The following is a 24,213-nucleotide window of genomic DNA, read 5'->3' as shown; positions in this document are numbered from 1 at the left end:
TTCTTCCCGCTATGCTGCCAACAAAAACGCCCGCGCTGGCAACAGCGCGGGCTTTTGCGTTTCGGTAGCGCCGGCCGTTGGCCGGCCCTCGCGAATCCTGAATCAACCCTTCAATGCGGCCTGCACGAACGGCGGGGTCACCAGCACGCCGGTGTGCAGCGCGGCGGTGTAGTACAGGGTGTCAAAGCCCTTGGACGCCGAATCGGCCTGACGGAAGTCGAAGCTGCTCTGGCCCTTGCGTGCCAGGGTCACGCTCCACCAGCCGGTCGGGTAGCACGGCTGCGGGAACGGCAGGGTCTTGAACGACTGGAAGCCGGCCTTGCCCATTTCGGTGCGCATTTCATTGATCAGCGCCAGCTGCATCAGCGGCGATTCGGACTGCTGGACCAGAATGCCGTCGTCCTTCAGCGCCTTGAAGCAGCTCTCGTAGAAGGCCTTGTTGAACAGGCCTTCACCCGGGCCGACCGGGTCGGTGGAGTCCACGATCACCACGTCCACGCTGCCGGCCGGGCAGTTGGCCATGTAGGCCACGCCGTCGTCGAACATCAGCTCGGCGCGCGGGTCGCTGTTGGAGTCGCACAGTTCCGGGAAGTGCTTCTCGGCCATGCGGGTGACCTGCTCGTCGATATCGCACTGGGTCACACTTTCCACGCCCTTGTGCTTGAGCACTTCGCGCAGGGTGCCGCAGTCGCCGCCGCCGATGATCACCACGCGCTTGGGCGCGGCGTGGGTGAACAGCACGGGGTGGCTGATCATCTCGTGGTAGAAGAAATTGTCCTTGCTGGTCAGCATGATGGCCCCGTCGATGGTCATCAGGTTGCCCCAGTCGGTGGTCTGGAAGATCTCGATCTTCTGGAAGGGCGACTGCACCTCGTCCAGCTTGCCGGTGATGCGGTAGCCAATGGCCGAGCCGGTGCGCTCGAAATGCTCGATGTACCAGTTGCTGTTGTCAGTCATGGAGTAACGGTCCTGTTCGGAGGGTGTTGGAGCCGGGATGGCGGCACAAGGCGCGTCCGGACGGGGTCCGCCCCGTTCAGGTTCAAGCCTGGACACGGGCGCGGGCGCGCATGATAACGGAGCTGTCGGCATATAGGCGTTATCATGCACCCCCTTTTTTACCAACCAGGCACACTGAAATGACCGATTGGTCCCTCGACCAAGCCCGTAAGACCTACTCGATTCCGCATTGGGCGGATGGCTACTTCGACGTGGATCCGGCGGGGCATATGGTGGTGAGACCGACGGGGCAGGACGGCCCGGTGGTGTCCTTGCCGACGATCGTGGATTCGGCCCGTGCGGCCGGGGCCAAGCTGCCGCTGCTGGTGCGCTTCCCGGACATCCTCGGCCAGCGCCTGGGCAAGCTGCAGGCCGCCTTCGGCCAGGCCCAGGCTGACTGGGACTACGCCGGCGGCTACACCGCCGTCTATCCGATCAAGGTCAACCAGCACCGCGGCGTGGCCGGCACCCTGGCCAGCCACCACGGCGAGGGCTTCGGCCTGGAAGCGGGCAGCAAGCCCGAGCTGATGGCCGTGCTGGCGCTGTCGCGCCCGGGCGGTCTGATCGTCTGCAACGGCTACAAGGACCGCGAGTACATCCGCCTGGCCCTGATCGGCCGCAAGCTGGGCCTGCAGACCTTCATCGTCATCGAGAAGCCCTCCGAGCTGAAGCTGGTGCTGGAGGAGTCCAAGGCGCTGGACGTGAAGCCGGGCCTGGGCGTGCGCATGCGCCTGGCCTCGCTGGGCGCGGGCAAGTGGCAGAACAGCGGTGGCGACAAGGCCAAGTTCGGTCTGTCGCCGCGCCAGCTGCTGGACCTGTGGAAGTCGCTGCGCGACACCGAGTACGCCGACTGCCTGAGCCTGCTGCACTTCCACATGGGCTCGCAGATCTCCAACGTGCGTGACATCGCCAACGGCATGCGCGAGGCCACCCGCTACTTCGTGGAACTGTCGCGCCTGGGCGCGAAGATCACCCACGTGGACGTCGGCGGCGGCCTGGGCGTGGACTACGAAGGTACCCGCTCGCGCAGCTTCTGCTCGATCAACTACGGCCTGAACGCCTACGCCAGCAACATCGTGCAGCCGCTGGCCAACGCCTGCGAAGAGCACGGCCTGACCCCGCCGCGCATTGTCACCGAGTGCGGCCGCGCGATGACCGCGCACCACGCGGTGCTGATCGCCAACGTGTCCGAAGTGGAGCAGGCGCAGGAAGGCCGCGTGCCGGATGCGCATGACGACGAGCCGGCGGCGATCCGCCACCTGCGCGAAATCCACGAGGAGCTGGACCAGCGCCCGGCCGTGGAACTGTTCCAGGAAGCCCAGCATTTCCACGCCGAAGGCCTGGCCAGCTACGCGCTCGGCCAGATCGACCTGCCGCAGCGGGCGCGCATCGACGACCTGTTCTATGCCATCGCCCACGGCGTGCGCGCGCGCCTGAGCTACGACGAAAAGAGCCACCGCCCGGCGCTGGACGAACTCAACGAACGCCTGGTCGACAAGTACTTCGTCAACTTCAGCGTGTTCGAATCGATTCCCGATGCCTGGGCCATCGACCAGGTATTCCCGATCGTGCCGATCGAGCGCCTCAACGAAGTGCCCGACCGTCGCGGCATCATCGCTGACATGACCTGCGACTCCGACGGCATGGTCAAGACCTATGTGGAAAACGAGAGCCTGGATACCTCGCTGCCGCTGCACGCGATGAAGCCGGGTGAAAGCTACCGCATCGGCTTCTTCATGGTCGGTGCGTACCAGGAAATCCTGGGCGACATCCACAACCTGTTCGGTGACACCGACGCGGTGGAAGTGGTGGCCGATGCCGATGGTTACGCGATCACCCAGCAGCGCCGCGGCGACACCACCGACGTGATGCTGGATTACGTGGGCTACCGCCTGGACGACCTGCGTGCGGCCTATGCCGAACGCGTGGCGGCGGCGAAGCTGGACCCGGCGCGGGCGCAGGAGCTGTCCGAAGCGCTGGAAGCCGGGTTGACCGGCTATACGTATCTGTCCGACGAACCGTTGGTGTGACGGCACGCGCGATCTTCCACCTGTTCCTCCACGCCGCAGTGCCTGCACTGCTGGCGTGGATGTTCTGGCGCAAGCGCTTCCTGTCCGCGTGGGTGTTGCTGCTGCTGGGTTGGATCATCGACCTGGACCACCTGCTGGCCGACCCGATCTACGCGCCGAACCGCTGCAGCATCGGCTTCCACCCGCTGCACACCACGCCCGCGATTGCGGTGTATGCGGGCCTGTGTGTGCCGAAGAAGACGCGGTTGTTCGGGATCGGGTTGATGATCCACATCGTGCTGGATGCGATTGATTGCTGGTGGATGCACGCGGGGCGTTGATTACCCCGCCGGCAACACCAGCGTTGCCACCAATCCCGGCGCACCATTGCGCAACGTCAGCGTTCCGCCGTAGCTCTCGGCAATGTCCGCGACAATCGCCAGGCCCAATCCGCTGCCAGACGCGCGCTCATCTAGCCGCACCCCCCGGCCGAGCACGCGTTCCAGCTGCTCCTCGGGCAACCCCGCACCGTCGTCGCGTACTTCAACGCGCATGCGGTTGCCTTCGTGGCGCACCTTCACCTCCACCCGGTGCGCCGCCCACTTGCCGGCATTGTCGAGCAGGTTGCCGAGCATCTCCTCGAGGTCTTCGCGCGCGCCAGCAAACAGGCCCTGCGCATTGGCGTCGCAGACAAACTGCAGGTCGCGATCGCCATGCACGCGCTGCATCAGCCGGCACAGGGCGTCGACCACCGGTCCGACCGGGGTGCGCTGCTGGTGGTCAGCGGCGACGCCGACGGCCAGGTAGCGGTCAATGCTGGCCTGCATGCGTGCGGTTTCGCCGCGCACGGTCTGGTGCCAGTCGCTGCCGTCACTCTCCGCTTCGGTGCCGAGCACGGTCAGCGGGGTTTTCAACGCATGCGCGAGGTCGGCGGCGCTGCGCCGCGCGCGCTGCACCATGCGCCCGTGATGGTCGAGCAGGGCGTTGAGCTCGTCGGCCAGCGGCGCGACTTCCTTGACCAGGCCCTGTTGCGGAAAGCGCACGTTCTCGCCATTGCGCACCTGCGCGGCGATGCGGCGCAGCTCGGCCAGCGGACGCAGACCGTAGTGCACCTGGCTGACCAGCACCGCAAACCACAGGGCCACCAGTACGATCAGCGCCAGCGCGGTGCGCTGGCGGAAACTGCTGACCTGCGCATCCAGCGCGCTGCGGTCAGCGGCGACCACCGCCCGCAGCGGGCTGCCGGCACGTGGCAGGGTGACCTGCTGGGCGACCGCGCGCAGTGGCTGGTCCAGAGGACCCACGGTGTTGAAAGCCTGCGCTGGACCGGTCTGCAGCGTGGCGGGCATGTCCAGTGCACCGTCCCACAGCGAGCGCGATTGCGCCAGGGCCTGGCCCTGCGCGTTCTGCACCTGCCAGTACGCGCCTGAGAACACCCGCCGGTAGTCTTCGTTGACCAGTTCGCGTCGGAACTGTACCCGCCCTTGCCCGTCCACCTCCGCCAGCGAAAGCACCGAGATCAGGTCATTGCCGAGTCGCGCATCCAGCGCGGCGCGTGCGGACCGCTCGTACATCGCGCCCAACCACCACGTGGCGAGTGCGGACACCAGCAGCATGCCCAGCCCACCGGCCAGCAGCAGACGACTGCGCAGCGAACGGGTGCTCATGGCTGCGCCGACAGGCGGAATCCCTGGCCGCGATGGGTATGGATGAGCTCGCTGCCGAGCTTGCGGCGGATGCGGCCGATGAGCACGTCCAGCGTGTTCGAGTCGGGGTCGAAGCCGGCGTCGTACACGTGTTCGCCGAGCCGCGAACGGCTGATCACGGTGTCAGGGTGGTGCATGAAGTAGCTCAGAATGCGGTACTCCTGCGGGCTCAAGGCCAGCGCTGCTCCGCCCAGCTCGAAGCGCGCGGCGTTCACGTCCAGATGCAGCGGGCCGCAGACCAGGCGCGGACTGGCATGGCCAGCGCTGCGCCGTATCAGGGCGCGCAGCCGCAGCAGCAGCTCTTCAGGCTGGAATGGTTTGGTCAGAAAATCATCGGCACCCGCATCGAAGCCGGCCAGCTTGTCGTGCCAGCGGCTGCGGGCGGTGAGTACCAGCACCGGGAAGGTCCGCCCGGCCTGACGCCAGCGCTCAATCACACTCAGCCCGTCGAGCCCGGGCAGGCCCAGGTCGACCACTGCTGCGGCCACGTCTTCGACCTGGCCCTGGTACTCGGCATCGCGCCCCTCGGTGCTGTGCAGCACCACATAACCGGCTTCCTCCAGCAACGTGCGCAGGCGGTCGGCGAGTACCGTGTCGTCCTCGGCAAGCAGCAGACGCATCAGTCTTCTTCCATCTTCATCAGGCGACCGTTGCGCGCATCATAGTCCAGCTCCATCACCTTGCCGTTGGGGCCGAGGATCTCGATCTCATACGTGTCATCGTCCAGCTCCACCTCCAGCAGCTTGCCGGGGTAGCGCTTGAGCGCATCGCGCACCACCGTCTCCAGCGGCACATAGCGGCCCTGCTGCACGGCCTGGCGTGCCGCCTGCTGTTCGCGTGCGTCGCCGTCCAGCACCCGCATCGGGTCCTGGGTGGCACTGAGCAGCAGGGGCAGCAGAAGGGCGTAGGGCGACATGGAAGCGCGTACCGGGGAACCAGGCCTACGGTATACGCGCGGCGATTAAACAATCCCTAACAACGCTGCTCATGAGGCGCTTAAGGACGCTTGCCAGACTGGCGGTGCCGGAATGGTCCGGTTGCCACAAGGAACCCCTCATGAAGACCCTGATGATTGCCGCCGTACTGGCCGCCACCGTAACCGCCGCCCCGGCCTTCGCCGCCGAACTGGGCGCTGCCGAGGTGCAGGCCAAGCTGCGCGCCGCCGGCTACACCCAGGTGCACGAGCTGGAACGTGATGACGGCATGTGGGAAGCCGAAGTGACCCGTGCCGACGGCAGTCGTGATGACGTGCTGGTCGACCCGGCCAAAGGTGAGATCTTCGATTCGGCCAATGGCCGTGCGGTGCTGGACGCCGGCCAGATCCTCGACCTGGCGGCCAAGGCCGGCTATACCCGCATCACCGAGGTGGACCGCGACGGGGCCACCTGGTCGCTGGACGCCTACAACAGGAACAACCAGCGCGTGGACGTGCGCATGAGCGGTTACGACGGTCGCGTGCTGAGCAGCCGTCGCGACGGTTGGTGGGACTGAGCCGGCTTACCAGCCGAACGGACCGGGGCCACCCCAGTAGCCGCCGCCACCGTAGCCGTAATCCCCGTAACCGTAGGGGCCGTAGAACCCCGGTCCCTTGCCCTCGCTGACCCGGATGTTGAGGTTCATGTTCCGGGTCTTGCCTTCGTCGTTGGTGTAGTTCTTGCTGAGGTTCAGTTCGGCGGCGTTGTAGTGCGAATTGCCGAAGTTCTCCGAATAGCCAATGCCGGTGGTGAAGCTGCCGTTGACCCGCAGCTTGTCGTCGGTGACCTCCGCAATGCCATTGCCGGCCGGGCCACGTGCAACGCGGCGGCCGCTCTTGTCGCCGTAGAAGGTGCCGGGCGGGTCGCCGCGCAGGGTGGGGTCATTGAGGTACTGCAGCGGTTCCTGCGGCACGGCCAGGTTGAGGTCGGTGGCCGACTGCGGGCCGGTGGCACCGGCGGCGGACTGCGCCAGGGCAACCCCGGGGGCAAGCAGGCACAGCAGCAGCGAAAGCGGGCGGATCATGGGAGGCTCCGGGGCAGGCAGGGCGGCCGACAGGCTGACGCTAGCAGGCGCTGGTTGAATGATGCCTGTCATTCGCAGGATTTGTCGTGTGCCCGCAAGGGGTACCCACCAACGGTGGGTACCTACCGGTGCCGGTCGAAGCCGAACAGTGTCTGCAGCGGGTGCCGGCGGCGCTCGATCTGCGCGCGCAACAAACCTGCCCCGACCATCGAATAGGTGATGCCGTTGCCACCGTACGCCATGGCGAACAGCACCCGCGGCCCCCATTGCGGGTGCGGGCCAAAGAACGGCAGGCCGTCAGCGGTCTCGGCGAAGGTGCCACCCCAGGAGAAGGCGGGCTGCAATGGCAGGTCCGGGAACAGCCGGTTGACCTGCTTGAGCAGCGTGCGCGCCTTGCCCTGCACCCGCGCATCCCGTCGTGCCGGCACATCCACCGCATCATCCTCACCACCCACCAGCAGCCGATGGTCGCCAGTGCTGCGCAGGTAGAGATACGGCCGTGCCGATTCCCACACCATCGTGTTGGACAGGGCACCCAGTAGATCTGGATCGACCGGATCGGTGATGAACGCGTAACTGCTGCGGTTGCGGGCCACGCGGGACTCCAGCCAGCGTTGGCCCGCATAGCCTGTGGCCAACACCACATGCCTGGCTCGGATCTGAACGCCCTGGGCGGTGATGGCGTTGACCCCGCGCGCGGTGGTCTGCAGGGTATGCAGCGTGGTGCGGTCGTGCACCGCGCAGCCGCCCTTGGCCAGGCGCATCAGCAGCCGGTAAGTGAGCTGATACGGGTCCACACGAGCGGCCAGTGCGCTCAGGATCGCGCCGGGAGCGTCTATCCCGTACTGCGCCTGCAGGTCGCCCTGCTGCAGCCAGGTCACGTCGAAGCCGTGCCGCTGGCGCAGCGCGAACTCGGCCTGCAGCACCGACGCATGCCGGCGTTTGCTGGCGTAATACAGGCTGCGCATCGGCTGACAGTCCACGCCGCGGAACCCCGCGGCCACCTGGCGCAGGGCCGGAATGGCCTCGGCACAGGCGCGGTAGGCCAGCACGCCCGCCGCTTCGCCGTACTGCCGTGACAGGTCGACCAGGTGGGTGTCGATCTCATACTGCAGCAGCGCGGTGCTGGCGGCGGTACTGCCCCAGCCGATGTCGCGCTGCTCGATCAGCACCACGTCATGGCCATGCGCACACAGTTCGTTGGCGATCAATGCACCGCTGATCCCGCCGCCCACCACCAGCACGTCGCAGTGCCGGTCCTGCTGCAGCGGGGGAAACGCATGCATCAGGCCGTTGCGGATCGCCCAGTACGGATAGCCGCTTTTCAGGTCCATGCCGGGGTTCAGGCCGTCGGCTGGCCGGTATGCGGGGTCAGGATGAGATCGGCCAGTTCGAAGCCCTGCTGCCGGGCTTGGGCCAGATAGTGATCGCGGGTGGTGGCATCCAGCTGTGGTTCGCGCGCCAGCAGCCACAGGAAGCGGCGATCCGGGCTGCCGACCAGGGCCACGCTGTAGTCCGGGGCGACCTGCATCACCCAGTAGTCGCCCTTGCCGAACGGCAGCCAGCGCAGTCCGGCCGGCAGGAAGCTGACCTGCAGCCGCGCGCTGTCGTTGTCCACCGGGCAGGCCTCGCCTTCGGCCTCTTCAATGTCGTCCCCGAGCCGGCAGCGATTGCGCACGGCCACGTGACCGTTGTCCTTCAGGCTGTAGTGGGCCGATACATCGGTGCAGTCCTCCGGCTCATGCTTCATCGGCAGCCGGGCAATCTCATACCAGGTGCCCAGGTAGCGGGGCAGGTTCAGGTCGGGAACGGTCTTCAGGTCGGCGTAGGTGGTCATCGCAGGCGCTGTGGCAAGGTGGACGCCACCATGCCGGGGCGGATGCCATGGCGAAGTGAAGCCGGACCCACGTGACGCGCACACACCCGGTCTGAACCTGAAGCGGTTTATAGTCCGCGCACGCGCGGTGATCCGCGCAACCTGCAGGTGCCCCGGTTTGTCTTCCCGTCTCCGTTTCAATCTGATTCGTTTGCTGGCCGCGTTGATGATGTGCGCCTGGCTGGGCATGGCCACCGGCGCCTGGGCGCAGGCCAGCGACGACGCGGCCACCGACCCGGTCACCCAGCTGGCACAGGCCGACAAGGACCTGAAGGCGATCCGCACCTCGCTGGAGGACGCTGAAACCCTGGATTCACTGAAGACGCTGTCCGACCGCGCACTGGAAGTGCAACGCCGGGCGGATGCCGCGCAGGCCGCGCTGCAACCGCGCCTGGAGCAGCTGGAATTCCGCATTTCGCAGTTGGGCGCAGTGGCCGAAGGTGAGGTGGAGGCGCGTGAGCTGACACAGCAGCGCAAGGGCCTGAACCAGGAGCGGGCGGACGTGACCGCGGCGATCGCGCGGGCCAAACTGATGTCGGTGGATGCCAAGCAGCTCAGCGCCGATATCGACAAGATGCGCGCCAGCCAGCTTGGCGAAGAGCTGTCGCGCAAGGTCAGCTCACCGCTGTCGCCCTCGCTGTGGCGGAAATTCGCGACCGATGTACCGACCGACCTGCAGCGTCTGGTGATTCTGTATCGGCAGGGCGAGAGCGCGCTGCATGAGGGCGTGGCCAAACATGGCTGGAGCTCGCCGCTGACCGGTGCGGTGCTGGCACTGCTGATGTTCTTCCCGTTGCGGCTGTGGCTGCGGGCGCTGGGACGACGGTTGGCCGCCTCCGAGCGCGCACCCGAAGGGCGCCTGCGTCGATCCGGGCTGGCCGTGTGGCTGATGGCGGTGGGCACCCTGCTGCCAGGCTTCGCCGCGGTGGTGCTGATCGGCTCGCTGGACGCCATCGGTGCGATTCCATCGCGGCTGGAGACCACCGCATACCACTTCCAGCTGGCGACCTTCGTGGCCGCCTTCATGGCCGCCGTCAGCGCCGCGGTGCTGATGCCCAAGCGTCCGTCGTGGCGGCTGATGACGCTGGATGACGATCTGGCCTGGCGTCTGCGCAAGTACGCTTGGTGTGCGGCGGCGCTGACCTGGGTGAGCATCATGCTGGTGGCGCTCAACAAGGCGGCGCGCACCGGCCAGGTCACCACCGTGGCCGTGGACGGGCTGATGGCGCTGACCTACATGGCCCTGATCGTGGCCATCCTGGTCTCGCTCGCGCGCATGCACCGCAAACAGGCGGAGGAAGCGCAGGCCAAGCTGGAGGCGCAGGGCGACCAGCCCGCCAAGCCCAAGGCCAACACCCGCCGCAGCGGCTGGATCGTGCTCGCCCGCGTGGCCGGTAATCTGGTGGTGACCGCAGCGGTCATCGCCAGCCTGCTGGGCTATCTCAACCTCGCCATGTTCGTGGGCCAGCAGCTGATCTGGGGCGCGGTGGTGCTGATGGCCACGTCAGTGCTGCTGAAGTTCGTCAACGATCTGGCGATCTGGCTGTTGTCACCGGAAGGGCGCATCGGCCAGACCGTGGTGTTGACCACCGGGCTCAGCGCGGCACGGATGGAGCAGGGCGGGGTGCTGCTGTCAGCACTGCTGCGCATCGGCGTGGTCATGATGGCCGTGATCCTGCTGACGGGCGCATTCGGCAACACCAATGCGCTGTTGGGTGGCTTGGATACCCTGTCCAAGGGCATCACCATCGGCACGACCACGCTGCGTCCGCGCGACGTATTCAATGCCGTTCTGGCCTTCATTGTGGTGTGGGCGGTGATGCAGGCCTTCCAGCGCTGGCTGACCGATACCTACCTGCCCAAGACCGAACTGGACGCGGGCGCGCGCAACTCCATCAGCACGGTCACCCGTTATCTGGGCATCATCGCAGCGGTGCTGTGGGCGTTGACCGCGCTGGGCATCGGGTTCGAGAAACTGGCGCTGGTGGTGAGCGCGCTGTCGGTGGGTATCGGCTTCGGTCTGCAGGCCATCACCCAGAACTTCGTATCCGGTCTGATCCTGCTGGCCGAACGGCCGGTGAAGATTGGCGACTGGGTCAAACTGGGCGATCAGGAAGGTGACATCCGTCGCATCAACGTGCGCTCCACCGAGATCCAGGTGGGCGACCGCTCCACCCTGATCGTGCCCAACTCGGAGCTGATCACCAAGACCGTCCGCAACATGACGATGGGCAGCGTACAGGGGCGCATCCAGATCCAGTTCAGCGTGCCGCTGGATACCGACGTGGTCACCCTGCGGCAGATCATGCTGGACACCTTTGCCCAGCATGTGGCGGTGCTGGACGAACCGGCCCCCTCGGTGTTCATCGATTCGATCAACAACGGGCAGATCGCGATCAACAGCTTTGCGTACACCTCGGGGCCGCGCGCGGTGTACGGCGTGCGCAGCGATCTGTACTTCAGCCTGCTGCAGCAGTTCGCTGCCGCAGGGATCGCACTGTCCTCGCCCACCGACATCCATCTGGTGCGTGATCCTGCACCGCCGCTTGAGCCTGACCCGCCGCAATAAGCGGCGGGTTCCTAAGGGGCCTCGGGCAGGCGTACGGACAGGCCTCGATTCGGATCCAGGGTGGTTCGGCCACTTTCGTTCTCCGCCTCGCCGCCAGTGCGCATGCCGGTTCTGACGGGTTGCAGGAGCCTGCCTGAAGGCGCACGGGGCGGATTGACCGCACCGCCGGCCTTGACCAGCATGGAAACGGCTCCCCCGCCCGCACTGCTGGCGCGCTCACGCAGGGTGGGGCCGTAGGGGAGGTGGGTCGCCGGGTCCAGCAGATTCAATGTGCTGCCTTCGGCTGTCGACGTTCCGATCACCATGATGTTGCTCACGCCGTTCACGACGCGCGTACGCGTATCCGCCAACGCCAGGGGCAGGGTCCGACCGGCGTCGAGTACGGCCATGCCTTCGCGCATGGTCCATCCAAACGTGATGGCGCGGGCCGCGCTGGTGCTTCTATCCAGCAGAGACCAGGTGAAGCGCACGCCGCGGTCCGTGCCTCGCGATACCACGTCTTTACCCACGCGCAGCAGCGCCCACGTACCCGCGGTGGGGTTGAGAGCGTCCAACGTGCCGGTGACCAGAACGCGCGAGATCGCCGAGAAGCGCGGCAGGGTCGCTGCCGCAGCGGGTCGGAAGATGGCCCTGACCAGACCGCTGGCGATGGGGCCGACGATGAGGATGGTCTCCAGGTACAGGCCAAAGGCAGCGACCGCGAACTCGTGGCGATCCTTGGTCTGGATCTTGCGCAGGTTCTCCACAAAGGGAACCACCAGATCCACGGCCTTGCGCCAAAGGGGATCCCTCCGTTCCTCTTCGATACCGTTGGGCCCCAGACTCTCCACGTAGAACGTTTCCTTGTCCAACCAGAAGAAGTCCCGGGTGACAGGCGAGATCAGCCAATGGAACGGCGACGTACGCGGTGCGTCGGAAGGTGTATAGGAAACCAGCCGTTCAACGATGACAGGAGACACCTGACCCTCGCGCGGCGGAACATCCGAGACGTAGGCACGCCAATCCACCGGCAATGGCCTGCCTCGGCGCACTTTGATCTTCACATAGGAGCCGCTGCGCAGGCGGACGGAGCGATCTTCCAGCTGACCGCCCAAGCGGAGCGGCTGCTCCAATGGCAGTGGAATGATGCGGCTCTGCAGCGGGAACAGCTGGAAGTATCGCGCCTGCCCATTGATCTGCAGGCGGTAGATCACACCGAACCGACCCCGGTAGGGGTCCGTGTCATCGCGAGTCTCCTGCTGGGCTTCCAGGTCGGGTTCGTGGGTGCGCAAGGTGAATATCTCCACGTCGCCGCGCAGGATCGCCGCACGCTCTTCCTGCGGACGCAGCATCAGGGCCTCCTCGATCAGGACGGCATACCCTCGTCGCGCATTGTCGAAATACGCATCCACCGCCAGCCGGTGCTGCTGCTGGATGTCCGGCAGCAACGAGAAGCCTGGACGTATCTGCTCGAACGCGTCGCGCCAGGCACCGAGGCGCTCGCCGTGCACTGGACCAGACGAATCCATCGGAACGTGGAAGGGGCAGATTCGCCATTCACTGCCCGAAGGATGCAGTTCACCCGCGGCGTATATCTCATGCAGGGCGAAGTTCCGTCCGCTGTACTTGTTGCTGCAGAGGCGGATCTCCTCGGTGTTCCACGGGAACGGAGCCAGCGCGCCCGGGAAGGTGGGAAACACCTGGCGCATCGCTGCCTCCACCATCGGCATCCGGTAGGGCAGCGGCGCTACCAGGGCGGTGATGGCATTCTGGATCTGCTCGACGCGGGCGTCGAAGGCCAGCATCGCCTCTTCTGGCGATGGCAGTGAGGTGGACGCGCTCGTGTACGGATCATTGTTCTGGCGGAACACGAACCAGTCCAGGGTTGGCAGTCGGCGCGCGTCAATCGCGATGACCTTGACCATCTGCGGTACGCCGTCGCGCGTGGTCAAGTCAGCCGACAGCGTGACCAGGTCGACGAAGCGCATCCGCTGGGACAGTCCGCGCTTGATGCGTTCGGCGGCATGCACGCCGCTGACGAAGTTCACCGCAGCCACCGAGCTCGCGTACACGAGTTCCGGAGGCAGGTCCGGGATCAGCAGTTCTGGCAGGTATTCCTGCATCAGCCAGAGACAGGCCATCGGGGCCGCAGCAGGAGACACGCGTCCGAGGCTGCGCACATAGTCTTCCAGATCCGCGCGGACCTGGTGGTAGGTCCGCCCCCAGTTGCTGACTTTGTGCAACCGGTAGCCCAACACGATCCGCGCCTCGCGATTCGACGCAGGCCCCAGGTCGGCCATGACCGCTTCCAGCGTGAGGGTCGTCAGCAGGGTCGGTGAGGTTGCCGCACCGTCGCGACCATACCAGTCCAGCGCGGTCAGCAGGGCGCGCTGAAGCGCGATGGCGGCGGGGGTGCGTGCCATCTCCGAGAGAAGGTATGCCGATCGATGCACGTCGCTCCACGCGAACCCGCCCGCATCGATCAGCGGTTGTGCCAGGTGCTCCAGCAGGGAGCGGCCGGCCGGTACCTGGCGATCCACAAAGGCGGCCGTGGCCGCACGCAGCACGTCCCGCTCGGCTGCGTCCATCAGGTCCTGCGCGCGTACGTAGCCGCCACGCATGCCCGAGCGGAGTTCTCCCAACAACTGTTGGATGCATTCAATGCTGGCGGTGGTGGATACCGGAGCCAGCGCGTTGCACCCGCCCTGCAGTGCGATGGCATCGTCCAGCCGCAGACGGCCATCGGAATGCACCTCGCCTCCCAGGTACACGGCGATGTCCTGCAGCCGCCTCATCGCCTCATGTATAGCCGTCTCGGCTGGCCACTGCCATGCGACATCCTGGATCACCAGGTGTTGTCCATCTCCGTGCAGGTGAAGCGATCCGCTGTGATCTACCCTGACGTGTTTGGGGACCAGACGCTGTGCAGCGACGAGGCTGCGCACCGACAGGCTGGAGAGAATCGTGTCGAAGTCCTGCAGGGCCATCCCCAGCAGCGTGTCGGGTACGGTATCCAGGGAGGGGCGGAACCGACTCTGCTGCGGAACGTCCGCTTCCAACTGCGTCAGTATCTGCTCGATGGCGGCGGCGTCGCGGTCCAGCGGGGACATCGGCGGCTGCGCTTCCGCCCACCGTGCATGTACCTGGGAAATCAGCGGCAGCATCCGCGCGTGGACGCCGCCGGGCGCGGGCGCGTCCCACGGCGGTGGAAGCGCCAGGTCGTAGAAGCGCAGCGCCGCGGGCAACGGGACCAGCGGCGACTGCTCGATTTCTCCGAAGCGGTCGCTGCGCTGGCTGAACGCCTCCAGCAGCGTACGCAGTGCGGCGTCGCTGATCTCGTGCATGCCATCCAGGATGCGCAGCCGGCGCACGCCATCCCTTGCCAATGCAGAGATGCCGGTGGCGTCCACGCGCAGCTGGCGGAAGGCGGCGTCTGCCTGCCGCATCCTGAGCCAGATTTCAGGATGTTCGAACACTTCTGTCAGTGCGTCCTGGGCCTCCCACCATGCGACCTGCAGCGGAGAAGGGGGATCCGGCTGTGGCTCGAAGCGCTCTCCCGCCAGCGCGCCCTCCAGATCCTCTGGATAGGTGTCATGTACGTCCCAGAGCCGTTCCACCAGACGCTGATAATCGTGGTGCGGGGCCGCCGGCGCGGCGATCAAGTCCTCTCCCGCTGCGCCGGCCATCGTTGCCAGGCGTGCGTCCAGCGCGTCTACGCACGCACCCACCTGCTGCGCCCCGCCCGCCCCGAGTGCAGGCAACTCGTACCACGTGAGCAGGGACTGCAATGGGAGGCGACCGTCCGATCGCACCGGCGCATAGATCGCCTGCGCCACTGAGCGCAGCATCGAGGCCAGCACCTCCAACCCGGCAGGGGGTGCGGTGGCCGGGAACAGCGTGACGCTCTCACTAGAGAGCAGCCGGCTGGCCTGCACATCGCCGCTTGCGGGGAACGTCACCTGATCTGGATCGGCGTTCACCGCCACGCAGAGGCGACGGAATGTGGGATGGTTGGACAGCTGGCTCAGAACATTCGCGCCCAGCGACAGCTCGTAGCCGATGTCCGATAGAGGATCGGGCCGTAACCGGACCCCAGGTTGGAGCGTATCGCCTGGCACGTGCGACCGGAGCGCTGCACGTAGGTTCAACAGGTTGCGACGTTCATGTGCCGGCGTGCCGGTCTGGCCTGCGCGGGCCCGCGAGGCGCGGGCCAACTGCTGGATGCGCATGCTCAACGTCGCGCGCACCAGCAGTGCCTCCGGCGCGGGTCCGGATGGGGAAGCAAGGTAATAGCCCAGAGCGATATCCAGACGGGGAGGGTGGCCGTTGTGGAAGTACCCACCCGCCTGCTCGACGGCCGCCAGCAGACGCTCCAGCAGCGCGACGGTGCGGGGTGACCATGCCACCGACTCGGTGTTCTCCTCCAGAGGGAACAGTGGGACACGGACATCGGAGGTGATGCGTCGGCCGCTCAACTGCCCGTCCTCAACATACAGTGAACGGGGCGGAGTGCGCTCGACGTAGATGCGATCCAGGAAATCCTGCTCCTGGTACAGCAGGCTCATGCAGCGCTGGACCTCCCGCAGGTCAAGATGCAGCGGCGAATGCGGATGGGGCTGCAGGTGGTAGCCGGACAGCTGTACCGTGCGCCCGCCACCGAGGTCTTCCCACGCGCGCCAGAGCAGATCGAGAATCAGCCGATGGTCATCCAGTGCGGCTTGTTCCAATTGCGAGTGCACGCGCCAGGTGCTGTCGGCCAAGGCGTGCAACCCAGGCAGCGGGCGCTGGGTGGGGGAGACGACGGTTCGGCGGTGACGCTTCAGAAGCACGGTTGCCGCATCGTCGACGAACGCATCACTGACCTCCGGCCCCAGCGCCGCCGCCTCGCGCAGCGCACCCCGCAGGCTGCTGCTGCCGTCGGGGGCGGGGAAGTCCAGCGCCCGTGCCACCGCGGGCACATCAACGCTGGCCGAAGGCGCGACCAGGTGTGCCACGCGGTTGGCCAGTGCCACGTACAGCGTTGCGCCTTCCACCTCATCGCCTGTGGCTGTCGCCAGCCCTGCGTCCATCCGGTCTGCCGCTTGTTCCACATAGGACCGGTACGCGCGCTCGTTCAGCCACCAGGCTCCGGCCACGAGCAAGGTGGTGCCGGTGGTGGCACCGGCAATGATCCCCACCTGGCGTAGCCGCGCTCGCGGAGTTGCCAGGACCAGCGGTGCCGCGGCCAGCGCTGGCAGCAGCTGATGCTGCTCGCCGGCTCCGATGGCGGCTTGCGGCGCGGGATCACAACGTACGCTGTCGTTGTGGCATCCGGCTTGATGCGTGTAGTGGTCCAGCAACGAGGTCAGCCGGTTACGCTTGTCGACCGCCTGCATGCTCAGTGCGGCAAGGGAGGTCAGACGCTGGTCCGCCCCCACATGCAGCGCGTCGGCCAGTGCCCGGTCGGCTTCGCTGCGTCGGCGTTCCATACGCGCCACCGCCGCCACGCGTTCCGGATGGCAGTCCTGACGATCCAGCCACGCATGGCGTGCCCGTGCCAGTGTCTGATCGGCGTCGCGCAGCCTCAGCGCCAGTTCGTCAGGGACCGGCGTCCCCAGCAGCCGACGCGCACCACGGCCAAGCTGCTCCACGTCCGCCAGCGCCTGTGGCAGGCGCTGCAGGCATTGGCCCAGCGCGGTACGTGGAGGGTCCGGCGCGGGGTGGCCGCGCTGCGCGGACCACAGCAGCCAGGTGGCGGCCAGCAGGGCGACCCGCACCGGTGAGGTAGGCAGCAGGATCCGTTCCAGCTGCGCATGTGCGGATTCGGCCTGCAGCAGCACCGGACCCAACCAGTGGGGGAGCGCGGTCAGCAGTGGCGACAACCAGCGTGCTTCACGCAGTGAAGGCAAGGGCAACCCGCTGGCCCATCGCAGCCACTGCCAGAATGTGCCGCTGTCGAGCAGCCGCTGCAGCGTGGCGGTCTGACTTCCCCAGAACAGCAGTTGTGCGGGGTGCTCCCCGAGCATCCGGTTGCTGATGGCATACACCGCAGCGCCCACGGCCCGCGCGCCCTGCAGCTGTGCCAACCCATGCACGAGGGCGGCAACGGTACGCCGTCCTTCCTGCTGCCACGTGTCCGCGGGTGATGACGCCTGCGCCAGGCGTGATGCGAGGGCCGTTACTGCCTCTTCCACCGCCGCGCTGCGGCCCGTCAACGTAGCTCCGGATAACGCCTCGGCAAGACATCAGACACTTCTTCGGGCGTGGTGCGCTCCAGCAGCCCGCTCAGCAGCGCCTCCACCCGATCCAGTTCGGCTGGCAACAGCAGATGCCCCTGCAGGCCCTTCCTCAAGCTGGGAGGCAGCGGCGCATCGTGCGCACGCAGGGACACGTTGCTTACATGCCCGGGCATGACGCGTGCAATGGCGTGGCCGCCACGTTGCAACAGCGCGGGGGGCATGTGCGCCGGCGTTAGGGTGGACTGCGGCACGAGCACGGGCACGGGCATGGAATCGCCTCCAACGGGGTGGGGCGAAACCTAGCGCGCGTGATCGTGCCGTTAAAGGGGGTTTTCCGACACAGGAGTGCCGGGTCGCCGAGACCGCTGCAGTGCTGGCGTTACGAGCGTCCGCCGCGGCGCGACGGCACCAGCGCGAAGGTGTCCACCGCCAGCTTCTCGGCGTGGTTCAACCAGGCACGGATCTCGAGATCATCCACTTCGTGGTCCAGCCCGAACGGTACCGTGATGCGACCCTCTGCGTCGGGTTCGACCCACTGCTGCGCGACCACGACCTTGCGCTTGGACGAGACCGCTTCAATCCAGAAGCCGCGATCGGGCGACTGCTTGGCGACCAGCTGCAGGATGTACTGGCCGGCACGCGTGCGGCGGCCCTTCTGGGTGATCATGTGCGCCTGGCGGATGCTGGGCAACGGGCCGTTGAAGGCATCCAGTGGCGCGTCCACTGCAAAGCCCTGGCGCAGCTGGTCATCGCGATACAGCTTGATGCCCTTTTCACGGTGGACCAGCATCGCGCACCAGTCGCCATCAGCCGAGCCATCTTCAAAGGCCGTGCACCGGTCGACGTAGGCCAGCGTATTGGCGGGATCGGCCTGCTCGAACTGCTTGGAGGTGTTCTCCAGGTACACCGACTTCAGGTCCCACTGCTTGTCATACTCCAGCAGCACTGGCGGCTGCACATGCTGCAGGCCCACCACCACCTGGTTGTCGTCGTCGATGCGCAGCTGGCGGGTGGTATCGCCCAGCCAGAGCGATCGTGAGAACGCCAGATAGCGCGGGAAGTCCTTGCCGCCGTCACGCAACGCCGCCACGCTGGCGCTGTCGGCGCGCTGCGGATCCAGCAGCGAGCGACCAAAGCCGATGGCCTTGATGTCCGGGTCGACCAGACTCAGCAGCGTGGCACCGGAATCCAGCGTGGAGCCGGCCGTCGCGGCCAGCTGGCGCGGCGCGATGTCCTTGCCCAGGAACAGCAGCAGGTTCTCGCGCTTCTGCTTGGCCAGCACGTGGCTCAGATCATTGGGCATGGCCAGGTGGTCCGAGGCGACGACGATCAGCGTGTCCTCGCCATACGGGCTGGCCTGGATGCGATCGACCAGCCTGGAGATCAGGCCGTCGGTGCACTTGAGCGCATTGAGCAGCCCGATGTTCCCGTAGTCGCTCTGGTAGCGCGTGCGCTTGCAGGCCACCGGCAGGTGTCCGGCCGGATGGTGGGTATCCATGGTCAGCGTGGTCAGCATGAACGGCTGGCCGGCCTTGGACAGCTGCATGAAACGGTCATAGGCCTTGTCCAGCAGCACGTCGTCGTGCACGCCCCAGGTGGAGAAGTGCGAGCGTGCGATCTTCTGCTGCTTGAACCAGGCCAGATCGTGCACTTCATCAAAGCCGTGCGTGGCCAGGAACTGGCCCTTGCCGGCGAACAGGCCATTGGCACCGCCCAGGTAGTGGTTGGTGTAGCCCTGCTGCTTCAGATAGTCGCCGAGGCAGACCGCTTCCGGCAGGAAGCTGCCCATGCGGTCCATGCTGTTCTCGTCGCCCTGCGCGGTGGTCAGCGGGACGCCACACATCGACGACACCAGACCGGCAATCGTCCAACCACCGCCCTCCGCCTGGGCCAATCCGCGCACGTCCAGCGACTGCGCGGCCAGACGATTGAGATTGGGCATCAGACCCGGGAACGCCGCCTCGTCCAGATAGGTGCGCTCCAGGCTCTCGCCATAGATCCACACGATGTTGCGCGGCTTGCGCAGCGGCTGCTGCGGCACCTTGTACTCCGGCGCGATGACGGTGTAATCGACCGGACGGGTCTGCTGGTACAGGCGATGGCCGTCGCGATACAGCGGGCTGACCGCGATGGCGACCAGCCACGTCGCCGCGAAACCGGCGAACACGGCACCGCCATGGCGCGATTCCTTCCACGTGCGGCGGCGCACCAGCAGCAGGGGCAGCAGCAGCGAGGCCAGGGCCAGTGCGATGAAGCCGGCGATATAGCCCTTGAAGTCAGCGACGCCAGCGCCTTCCATGTCGGCACCCAGGTGATACAGGGTGGCCGCATTCAGGCCATCACCGGACAGCTTGTTGATCAACCACCACCCACTCAATGCCAGCAGCAGCACCGACATCAGTGACACCTTCCACCACACCCAGCGACGCGAGGCCAGCAACAGTACGGTGAGCAGCAGCAGCGACAGCAACAGGATCCAGGTCATAGGCGGTGTTTCGCTTCCAAGCACGCCTGCATGACAGGCTGATGACTGGATCATGCCTGCGCGAACCTGACTGAAATGTTTGTTGAAGCGACGTATTCAGCCCCTACTACGCTTCGCTCGCGCAGGTGTAAAACCTGCGTGAACGCATCCATCCGGGTTCACCGATGACCGCGTTCCTCTTTCGAACGCGCACGCCGGTCAAAGATCAGGGCGCTGAGAATGATGCCAAGCCCCAGCACCACGCCAATCATCATCAACATCATCGCGATGGCCGGATAGCCGAACAGATGCCAGCCGGTATTGACCTTCATCATCAGTGCGGCGGCCAGAATCAACGCGGCGGTGACGATACCGGCAGAGACGCGGTTGGCAATCTTCTGCAGGTTCTCCATCAGCCGCGACTCCTCCAGTCCGGTGACTTTCATCTGCAATCGGTTCTCGGCCAGCAGCGCGAGAATGTCGGACATCTTGCGCGGCCCTTCGCGCAGCAACTGCTGCACCTCCATCGCCTCACTCGCCAGGTTGGCCGCGGACAGTGATTTGCGCAGGCGTGCACGCATCACGTGCTGCAGCTGCTTCTCGACGATGCGGCGCGTGTCGAGGTCCGGAGCCAGCAGCCGGCACACGGTTTCCAGATTGAGCAGTGCCTTGCCGAGCAGGCTGAGCTCGGGCGGTGTGCGCAGTCCGCTGGCGGTGGCGATGCGGACCAGGTCCAGCACGACGCGTCCTTCGGAGAAGCTGCTGTTGGCCGCATAGCGTGCGATGACCTGGCCAGTCTCGCGCAGATAGCGTTCCTCATCGAAGGCTTCCAGCCGCGTGCTCATGCCGATGATCTCGTCAGCCACTTCCTCGCCGCGTCCATCTACGGCGGCGAACAGCACCTTGAGCAGACGTTCGCGCAGGCGCGGTGGCATGTGCGCGACCATGCCCAGGTCGAAGATCGCCAGCCGGCCCTGCGGCGTCACGCGCAGATTGCCGGGGTGCGGATCGGCATGTATCTCGCCGTGCACGAAGATCTGGTCCAGGTAGCCGCGGATGAGCGCGGCGGCCAGCGGGGCCATCGGCTCTTCGGTGCGGCGTACGTCGGGGATCATGTCCACGCGCACGCCCTGGGCCAGTTCCATGGTCAGTACACGATGGCTGCAGTAGTCCCAGATCGGCTGCGGCACCCACAGTGGTTTGAAGGGGCGCAGGTGCTGGCCGAAGCGCTGCAGATTCTCGGCTTCCGCCTGGTAGTCCAGCTCCTGCATCAGGGTCTTGGCGAACTCATTGAGCCAGTCGCGCAGGCGCACCCGGCGTCCGACCTGGGTGAGATGATCGGCCGCCAATGCGAAGCTTCGCAGCACGTCCAGATCCGAGCGCAGCTGGGCGGCGACCTCCGGCTTCTGCACTTTCACCGCCACTTCGCGCCCGTCATGCAGCTGCGCGCGATGCACCTGAGCGATGGACGCACAGCCCAGCGGGACCGCATCGAAGCGGGCGAACAGCTTGGATACGGGAGCACCCAGTTCCTGTTCGATGATCGCGTGAATGCGTTCGACCGGAATGGGCGCGACCTTTTCCTGCATGCGCTCCAGCGCGGTAGCAAACTCGACCGGGACCATATCCGGACGGGTGGACAGCATCTGGCCGAGCTTCACGAAGGTGGGACCCAGAGACTCCAGATCGGTCACGAACTGCTCGGGATTGCCCTCTGGCGGCAGCTCATGCACGGCGCGGGCGTCCAGGTTCATGCCCGAGAACACACCGGAATGGCGGTAGCGCAGCAGCAGGCGCAGGATCTGACTGCGCCGGTTCATGCCGGTGACCAGCGAGGGCGATACGGAAGGGGCTGGCGGGTTGTTCAAGCAGGACTCCGACACAGGTCTGTCCGCAGTGTGGCTGCGGTACGGTGGTGGGCCGGTGAATCCGGCCATCTTCCACGAACGCGCCCGGATCAGTCAGAATCGCCACACCTGAATGAATCTTGGATAGCCATGGCCGGTGCCAGCCTGTTTGCCCTGCTCGACGATATCGCGACCCTGCTGGACGACGTCTCGATCCTGACCAAGGTCGCGGCCAAGAAGACCGCCGGCGTGCTCGGCGATGATCTGGCCTTGAACGCGCAGCAGGTGACCGGGGTCAGCGCCAATCGCGAACTGCCGGTGGTGTGGGCGGTGGCCAAGGGCTCGCTGGTCAACAAGGCGATCCTGGTGCCGGCGGCCCTGGCGATCAGCGCGCTGGAAGCCTGGTTGAAGAGCAAAGGCTTCCCGATCCCGATCGTGGTGCCGCTGATGATGATCGGTGGTGCTTTCCTCTGTTACGAGGGCGTGGAGAAGCTGGCGCACCGCTTCCTGCATTCCAAGGAGGAAGACGCGCAGCACAAGGCCGAGCGTGCCAAGGCGCTGGCGGATGAGAAGGTCGACATGGTGGCCTGGGAGAAGGACAAGGTGAAGGGCGCGATCCGCACCGACTTCATCCTTTCGGCCGAGATCATCGTGCTGTCGCTGGGCGTGGTCGCCGGGCAGCCGTTCATCAACCAGCTGACCGCGCTGGTGGTGATCGCGCTGGGCATGACGGTGTTCGTCTACGGACTGGTGGCCGGCATCGTCAAGCTGGACGACGTCGGTCTGTACCTGTCACGCAAGGGCGGCGCGGTAGCCGCGTTCGGTCGCGGACTGGTGGCGTCCGCGCCGTGGCTGATGAAGTTCCTGTCGGTGGCCGGCACCCTGGCCATGTTCCTGGTCGGCGGCGGCATCCTGGTGCACAACGTGCCGGCGCTGCACCACTTCGTGCTGGGCCTCGCTGGCCAGACCAGCGTCGGCTGGCTGATCGAAGCGCTGGGCAACCTGGTGGTCGGCGTTGTCGCCGGCGCGGTGGTGCTGCTGGCGGTGACCGGAATCCAGAAGGCGCGCGGCAAGTCAGCCGCGCACTGATCAACCGGCCTGCACGCGGTTCTTGCCGACCCGCTTGGCCGCGTACAGTGCCGCATCCGCACGCTTGAGCACGGTTTCGGCACTGTCCCCTGCCTGCCATTGGGTCACGCCGGCGCTGAAGTGCACCGGCACCCGCTGCTCATCCAGCTGCAGCGGACGCTGCGCCAGTGAGCGCTGCAGCCGCAACAGGGTCGACATGCTGTCGGCTGCCGGCGTTTCCGGCATCACGATGACGAACTCGTCACCGCCGATGCGGCTGACCACGTCGGCGTTGCGCAGCAGCAGCTGACACACAGCCACCAGATGACGCAGCACGGCGTCGCCCCCCGGATGCCCGTGTTCGCTGTTGGTCTGGTGGAAATCGTCGAGGTCGAGCAGGGCCACCGCCAGCGGATGTGCATGGCGCGCGGCGCGCGCGATCTCGCGTTCCAGCAGCTCGTCGAAGCCACGGCGGTTGAGCGCGCCCGTGAGCGGATCGGTACGGATCTGCCCCGACATGTCGCTCAGCTCCAGCTCCAGCTCGGCGATGCGCGCTTCGGCCTGCTCGACCTCGCGGCGTGCATTGCCCAGGTGGTCGCGCGCCTGCAATGCCTGTTCCTGCACCTTGCCGGTGTCGCGCAGCACGTCCTGCAGCAGCTGGTTGAGGTCGGCGATGCTGCGTGCTTCCTTCAACGCCAGCGCGTAGCTGCTGATGCGGTCGTGGTAGTCGCTGGTGTGGGTGGCCATGCCGTCGAGCTGTTCGATGAACTCGCCCATCAAGCCGCGCATGGCGGCCTTGCTCTCGACGATGCCTTGTTTCAGCAGCCCCTGCTTGTAGATGACCTCGCGCAGGTTGGCGCGTGCCTGTTCGACCGAGTCGCGATCCAGCGGGCCACCGATCAGGGCGCGTACCGCGTGCAGCTGGCCGTGCAGCCAGCTGCTGTCGTCCAGCAGCTCGCTGATGTTCTCCAGCAGCAGGTCGAACAGGCTCAACAGCAGTTCCTGCTGTTCCTGCCAGCTGTCGCTGCGCACGCCGATCTGGTGGGTCAGCTCGCGCAGGCGCGTTTCCAGCGGTTGCAGCGGCTGGCCGGGGTGCCACTGGCGCAAGTCGGCCGCCAGTTGCACCGGTGCCTCCTTCAGCTCCGGCATGTTCTGCAGCAGGCTGGCCACGGTCACGCCCAGGGTGTGGCGCAGCAGTTCACGCAGGCGCAGGCTGTCGGGCTGACCGTCCGGCGTGTCCAGTTCGATGGTACGGATGTACTTGTCGATCAGCTGGCGCATGGCGCGGCCGTAGCTGACCCAGTCACCGCTGCGCAGCGCGGACTGCAGGCGCAGGCCCATGTCGCCCAGTTCGCCGGGCAGGGTGGCCATGCCGTCGGCGAAGGCGGCCAGCAGCGGCTCGGGCTGCTCGGCCCCGGCAAACAGCCGCTGCAGGCCCGCGCTGTCGCCGCCGCTGGCGCGAGGGGCGGAGGCGGCCTCCACC

The 24,213-nt window shown here is 66.4% G+C and carries 17 protein-coding genes; 5 read left to right on the top strand and 12 right to left on the bottom strand.

Annotation, left to right across the window (positions count from 1 at the left end; genetic code table 11):
* Nucleotides 1–102: 102 nt before the first annotated feature.
* Nucleotides 103–957, bottom strand: a complete 855-nt coding sequence (gene speE / locus QMX83_RS10605) for a polyamine aminopropyltransferase (protein ID WP_282296595.1) — start codon at nt 955–957, stop codon at nt 103–105.
* Between the two features lie 179 nt (nt 958–1,136).
* On the opposite strand from speE, the gene speA reads away from it, so the two are divergent.
* Together speA and QMX83_RS10595 are read left to right on the top strand one after the other, a co-directional pair.
* Nucleotides 1,137–3,026 (top strand): arginine decarboxylase, encoded by a 1,890-nt coding sequence (gene speA / locus QMX83_RS10600; RefSeq protein WP_282296594.1) that lies wholly within the window; start codon nt 1,137–1,139, stop codon nt 3,024–3,026.
* Nucleotides 3,023–3,346 (top strand): DUF6122 family protein, encoded by a 324-nt coding sequence (locus QMX83_RS10595; protein ID WP_282296593.1) that lies wholly within the window; start codon nt 3,023–3,025, stop codon nt 3,344–3,346. The genes speA and QMX83_RS10595 overlap by 4 nt, the downstream gene beginning before the upstream one ends.
* On the opposite strand, the gene QMX83_RS10590 is transcribed toward QMX83_RS10595, so the two are convergent.
* Genes QMX83_RS10590 through QMX83_RS10580 form a run of 3 tightly spaced genes read right to left on the bottom strand, consistent with a single transcriptional unit; the run spans nt 3,347 to nt 5,573 of the window.
* The gene (locus QMX83_RS10590; RefSeq protein WP_282296592.1) at nt 3,347–4,672 is read right to left on the bottom strand and encodes a HAMP domain-containing sensor histidine kinase; all 1,326 of its coding nucleotides are present in this window, start codon (nt 4,670–4,672) and stop codon (nt 3,347–3,349) included. It abuts the gene before it with no gap.
* Nucleotides 4,669–5,331 (bottom strand): response regulator transcription factor, encoded by a 663-nt coding sequence (locus tag QMX83_RS10585; RefSeq protein ID WP_282296591.1) that lies wholly within the window; start codon nt 5,329–5,331, stop codon nt 4,669–4,671. Before QMX83_RS10585 ends, QMX83_RS10590 begins: the two co-directional genes overlap by 4 nt.
* Nucleotides 5,331–5,573 (bottom strand): PepSY domain-containing protein, encoded by a 243-nt coding sequence (locus QMX83_RS10580; RefSeq protein WP_336618958.1) that lies wholly within the window; start codon nt 5,571–5,573, stop codon nt 5,331–5,333. Before QMX83_RS10580 ends, QMX83_RS10585 begins: the two co-directional genes overlap by 1 nt.
* 194 nt (nt 5,574–5,767) lie before the next feature.
* Between QMX83_RS10580 and QMX83_RS10575 the strand changes: the two genes are divergently transcribed.
* Nucleotides 5,768–6,202 (top strand): PepSY domain-containing protein, encoded by a 435-nt coding sequence (locus QMX83_RS10575; protein ID WP_282296589.1) that lies wholly within the window; start codon nt 5,768–5,770, stop codon nt 6,200–6,202.
* Between the two features lie 6 nt (nt 6,203–6,208).
* On the opposite strand, the gene QMX83_RS10570 is transcribed toward QMX83_RS10575, so the two are convergent.
* From QMX83_RS10570 to QMX83_RS10560, 3 genes are all read right to left on the bottom strand, one after another.
* On the bottom strand, nt 6,209–6,709 hold the full coding sequence (locus QMX83_RS10570; RefSeq protein WP_282296588.1) for a hypothetical protein: 501 nt from the start codon (nt 6,707–6,709) through the stop codon (nt 6,209–6,211).
* 122 nt (nt 6,710–6,831) lie between these two features.
* Nucleotides 6,832–8,043: an FAD-dependent oxidoreductase gene (locus QMX83_RS10565; RefSeq protein WP_282296587.1), complete on the bottom strand. Its 1,212-nt coding sequence runs from the start codon at nt 8,041–8,043 to the stop codon at nt 6,832–6,834.
* Nucleotides 8,044–8,051: 8 nt separating this feature from the next.
* The gene (locus QMX83_RS10560) at nt 8,052–8,546 is read right to left on the bottom strand and encodes a lipocalin family protein (RefSeq protein ID WP_282296586.1); all 495 of its coding nucleotides are present in this window, start codon (nt 8,544–8,546) and stop codon (nt 8,052–8,054) included.
* Between the two features lie 205 nt (nt 8,547–8,751).
* Here QMX83_RS10560 and QMX83_RS10555 point away from each other — a divergent pair, with 205 nt between their 5' ends.
* On the top strand, nt 8,752–11,154 hold the full coding sequence (locus QMX83_RS10555; protein ID WP_282296597.1) for a DUF3772 domain-containing protein: 2,403 nt from the start codon (nt 8,752–8,754) through the stop codon (nt 11,152–11,154).
* A gap of 11 nt (nt 11,155–11,165) precedes the next feature.
* On the opposite strand, the gene QMX83_RS10550 is transcribed toward QMX83_RS10555, so the two are convergent.
* The 4 genes from QMX83_RS10550 to QMX83_RS10535 form a co-directional block, all read right to left on the bottom strand.
* Nucleotides 11,166–17,327 carry a hypothetical protein gene (locus QMX83_RS10550; protein ID WP_282296585.1) on the bottom strand — a complete coding sequence of 2,054 codons (6,162 nt, stop codon included), beginning with the start codon at nt 17,325–17,327 and terminating at the stop codon, nt 11,166–11,168.
* Nucleotides 17,324–17,620 (bottom strand): hypothetical protein, encoded by a 297-nt coding sequence (locus QMX83_RS10545; RefSeq protein WP_282296584.1) that lies wholly within the window; start codon nt 17,618–17,620, stop codon nt 17,324–17,326. Before QMX83_RS10545 ends, QMX83_RS10550 begins: the two co-directional genes overlap by 4 nt.
* 110 nt (nt 17,621–17,730) lie before the next feature.
* Complete coding sequence (locus tag QMX83_RS10540) at nt 17,731–19,836, bottom strand: phosphoglycerol transferase I (RefSeq protein ID WP_282296583.1); 2,106 nt, start codon at nt 19,834–19,836, stop codon at nt 17,731–17,733.
* A 158-nt stretch (nt 19,837–19,994) separates the two neighbouring features.
* A complete protein-coding gene (locus QMX83_RS10535) occupies nt 19,995–21,635 on the bottom strand; it encodes an AarF/UbiB family protein (RefSeq protein ID WP_282296596.1) in 1,641 nt (546 codons plus the stop codon).
* 177 nt (nt 21,636–21,812) lie between these two features.
* Between QMX83_RS10535 and QMX83_RS10530 the strand changes: the two genes are divergently transcribed.
* Complete coding sequence (locus tag QMX83_RS10530; protein WP_282296582.1) at nt 21,813–22,751, top strand: DUF808 domain-containing protein; 939 nt, start codon at nt 21,813–21,815, stop codon at nt 22,749–22,751.
* Here QMX83_RS10530 and QMX83_RS10525 read toward each other — a convergent pair whose 3' ends face one another.
* Nucleotides 22,752–24,212 carry a GGDEF domain-containing protein gene (locus QMX83_RS10525; RefSeq protein WP_282296581.1) on the bottom strand — a complete coding sequence of 487 codons (1,461 nt, stop codon included), beginning with the start codon at nt 24,210–24,212 and terminating at the stop codon, nt 22,752–22,754.
* Between the last annotated feature and the right edge of the window lies 1 nt (nt 24,213).

It is taken from the genome of Stenotrophomonas sp. PS02289 (assembly GCF_029960115.1).
GTDB lineage: Bacteria > Pseudomonadota > Gammaproteobacteria > Xanthomonadales > Xanthomonadaceae > Stenotrophomonas.
This window is presented reverse-complemented; position numbering and strand designations above follow the sequence as displayed.

Bases quoted from the DNA above. Each gene is read 5' to 3' on its own strand.
- QMX83_RS10555 (WP_282296597.1), top strand. From the start codon at position 8,752: ATGATGTGCGCCTGGCTGGGCATGGCCACCGGCGCCTGGGCGCAGGCC.
- QMX83_RS10530 (WP_282296582.1), top strand. From the start codon at position 21,813: ATGGCCGGTGCCAGCCTGTTTGCCCTGCTCGACGATATCGCGACCCTG.
- QMX83_RS10575 (WP_282296589.1), top strand. From the start codon at position 5,768: ATGAAGACCCTGATGATTGCCGCCGTACTGGCCGCCACCGTAACCGCC.
- QMX83_RS10580 (WP_336618958.1), bottom strand. From the start codon at position 5,573: ATGCGGGTGCTGGACGGCGACGCACGCGAACAGCAGGCGGCACGCCAG.
- QMX83_RS10565 (WP_282296587.1), bottom strand. From the start codon at position 8,043: ATGGACCTGAAAAGCGGCTATCCGTACTGGGCGATCCGCAACGGCCTG.
- speE (WP_282296595.1), bottom strand. From the start codon at position 957: ATGACTGACAACAGCAACTGGTACATCGAGCATTTCGAGCGCACCGGC.
- QMX83_RS10590 (WP_282296592.1), bottom strand. From the start codon at position 4,672: ATGAGCACCCGTTCGCTGCGCAGTCGTCTGCTGCTGGCCGGTGGGCTG.
- QMX83_RS10560 (WP_282296586.1), bottom strand. From the start codon at position 8,546: ATGACCACCTACGCCGACCTGAAGACCGTTCCCGACCTGAACCTGCCC.
- QMX83_RS10585 (WP_282296591.1), bottom strand. From the start codon at position 5,331: ATGCGTCTGCTGCTTGCCGAGGACGACACGGTACTCGCCGACCGCCTG.
- QMX83_RS10535 (WP_282296596.1), bottom strand. From the start codon at position 21,635: ATGAACCGGCGCAGTCAGATCCTGCGCCTGCTGCTGCGCTACCGCCAT.
- QMX83_RS10570 (WP_282296588.1), bottom strand. From the start codon at position 6,709: ATGATCCGCCCGCTTTCGCTGCTGCTGTGCCTGCTTGCCCCCGGGGTT.
- speA (WP_282296594.1), top strand. From the start codon at position 1,137: ATGACCGATTGGTCCCTCGACCAAGCCCGTAAGACCTACTCGATTCCG.
- QMX83_RS10545 (WP_282296584.1), bottom strand. From the start codon at position 17,620: ATGCCCGTGCCCGTGCTCGTGCCGCAGTCCACCCTAACGCCGGCGCAC.
- QMX83_RS10540 (WP_282296583.1), bottom strand. From the start codon at position 19,836: ATGACCTGGATCCTGTTGCTGTCGCTGCTGCTGCTCACCGTACTGTTG.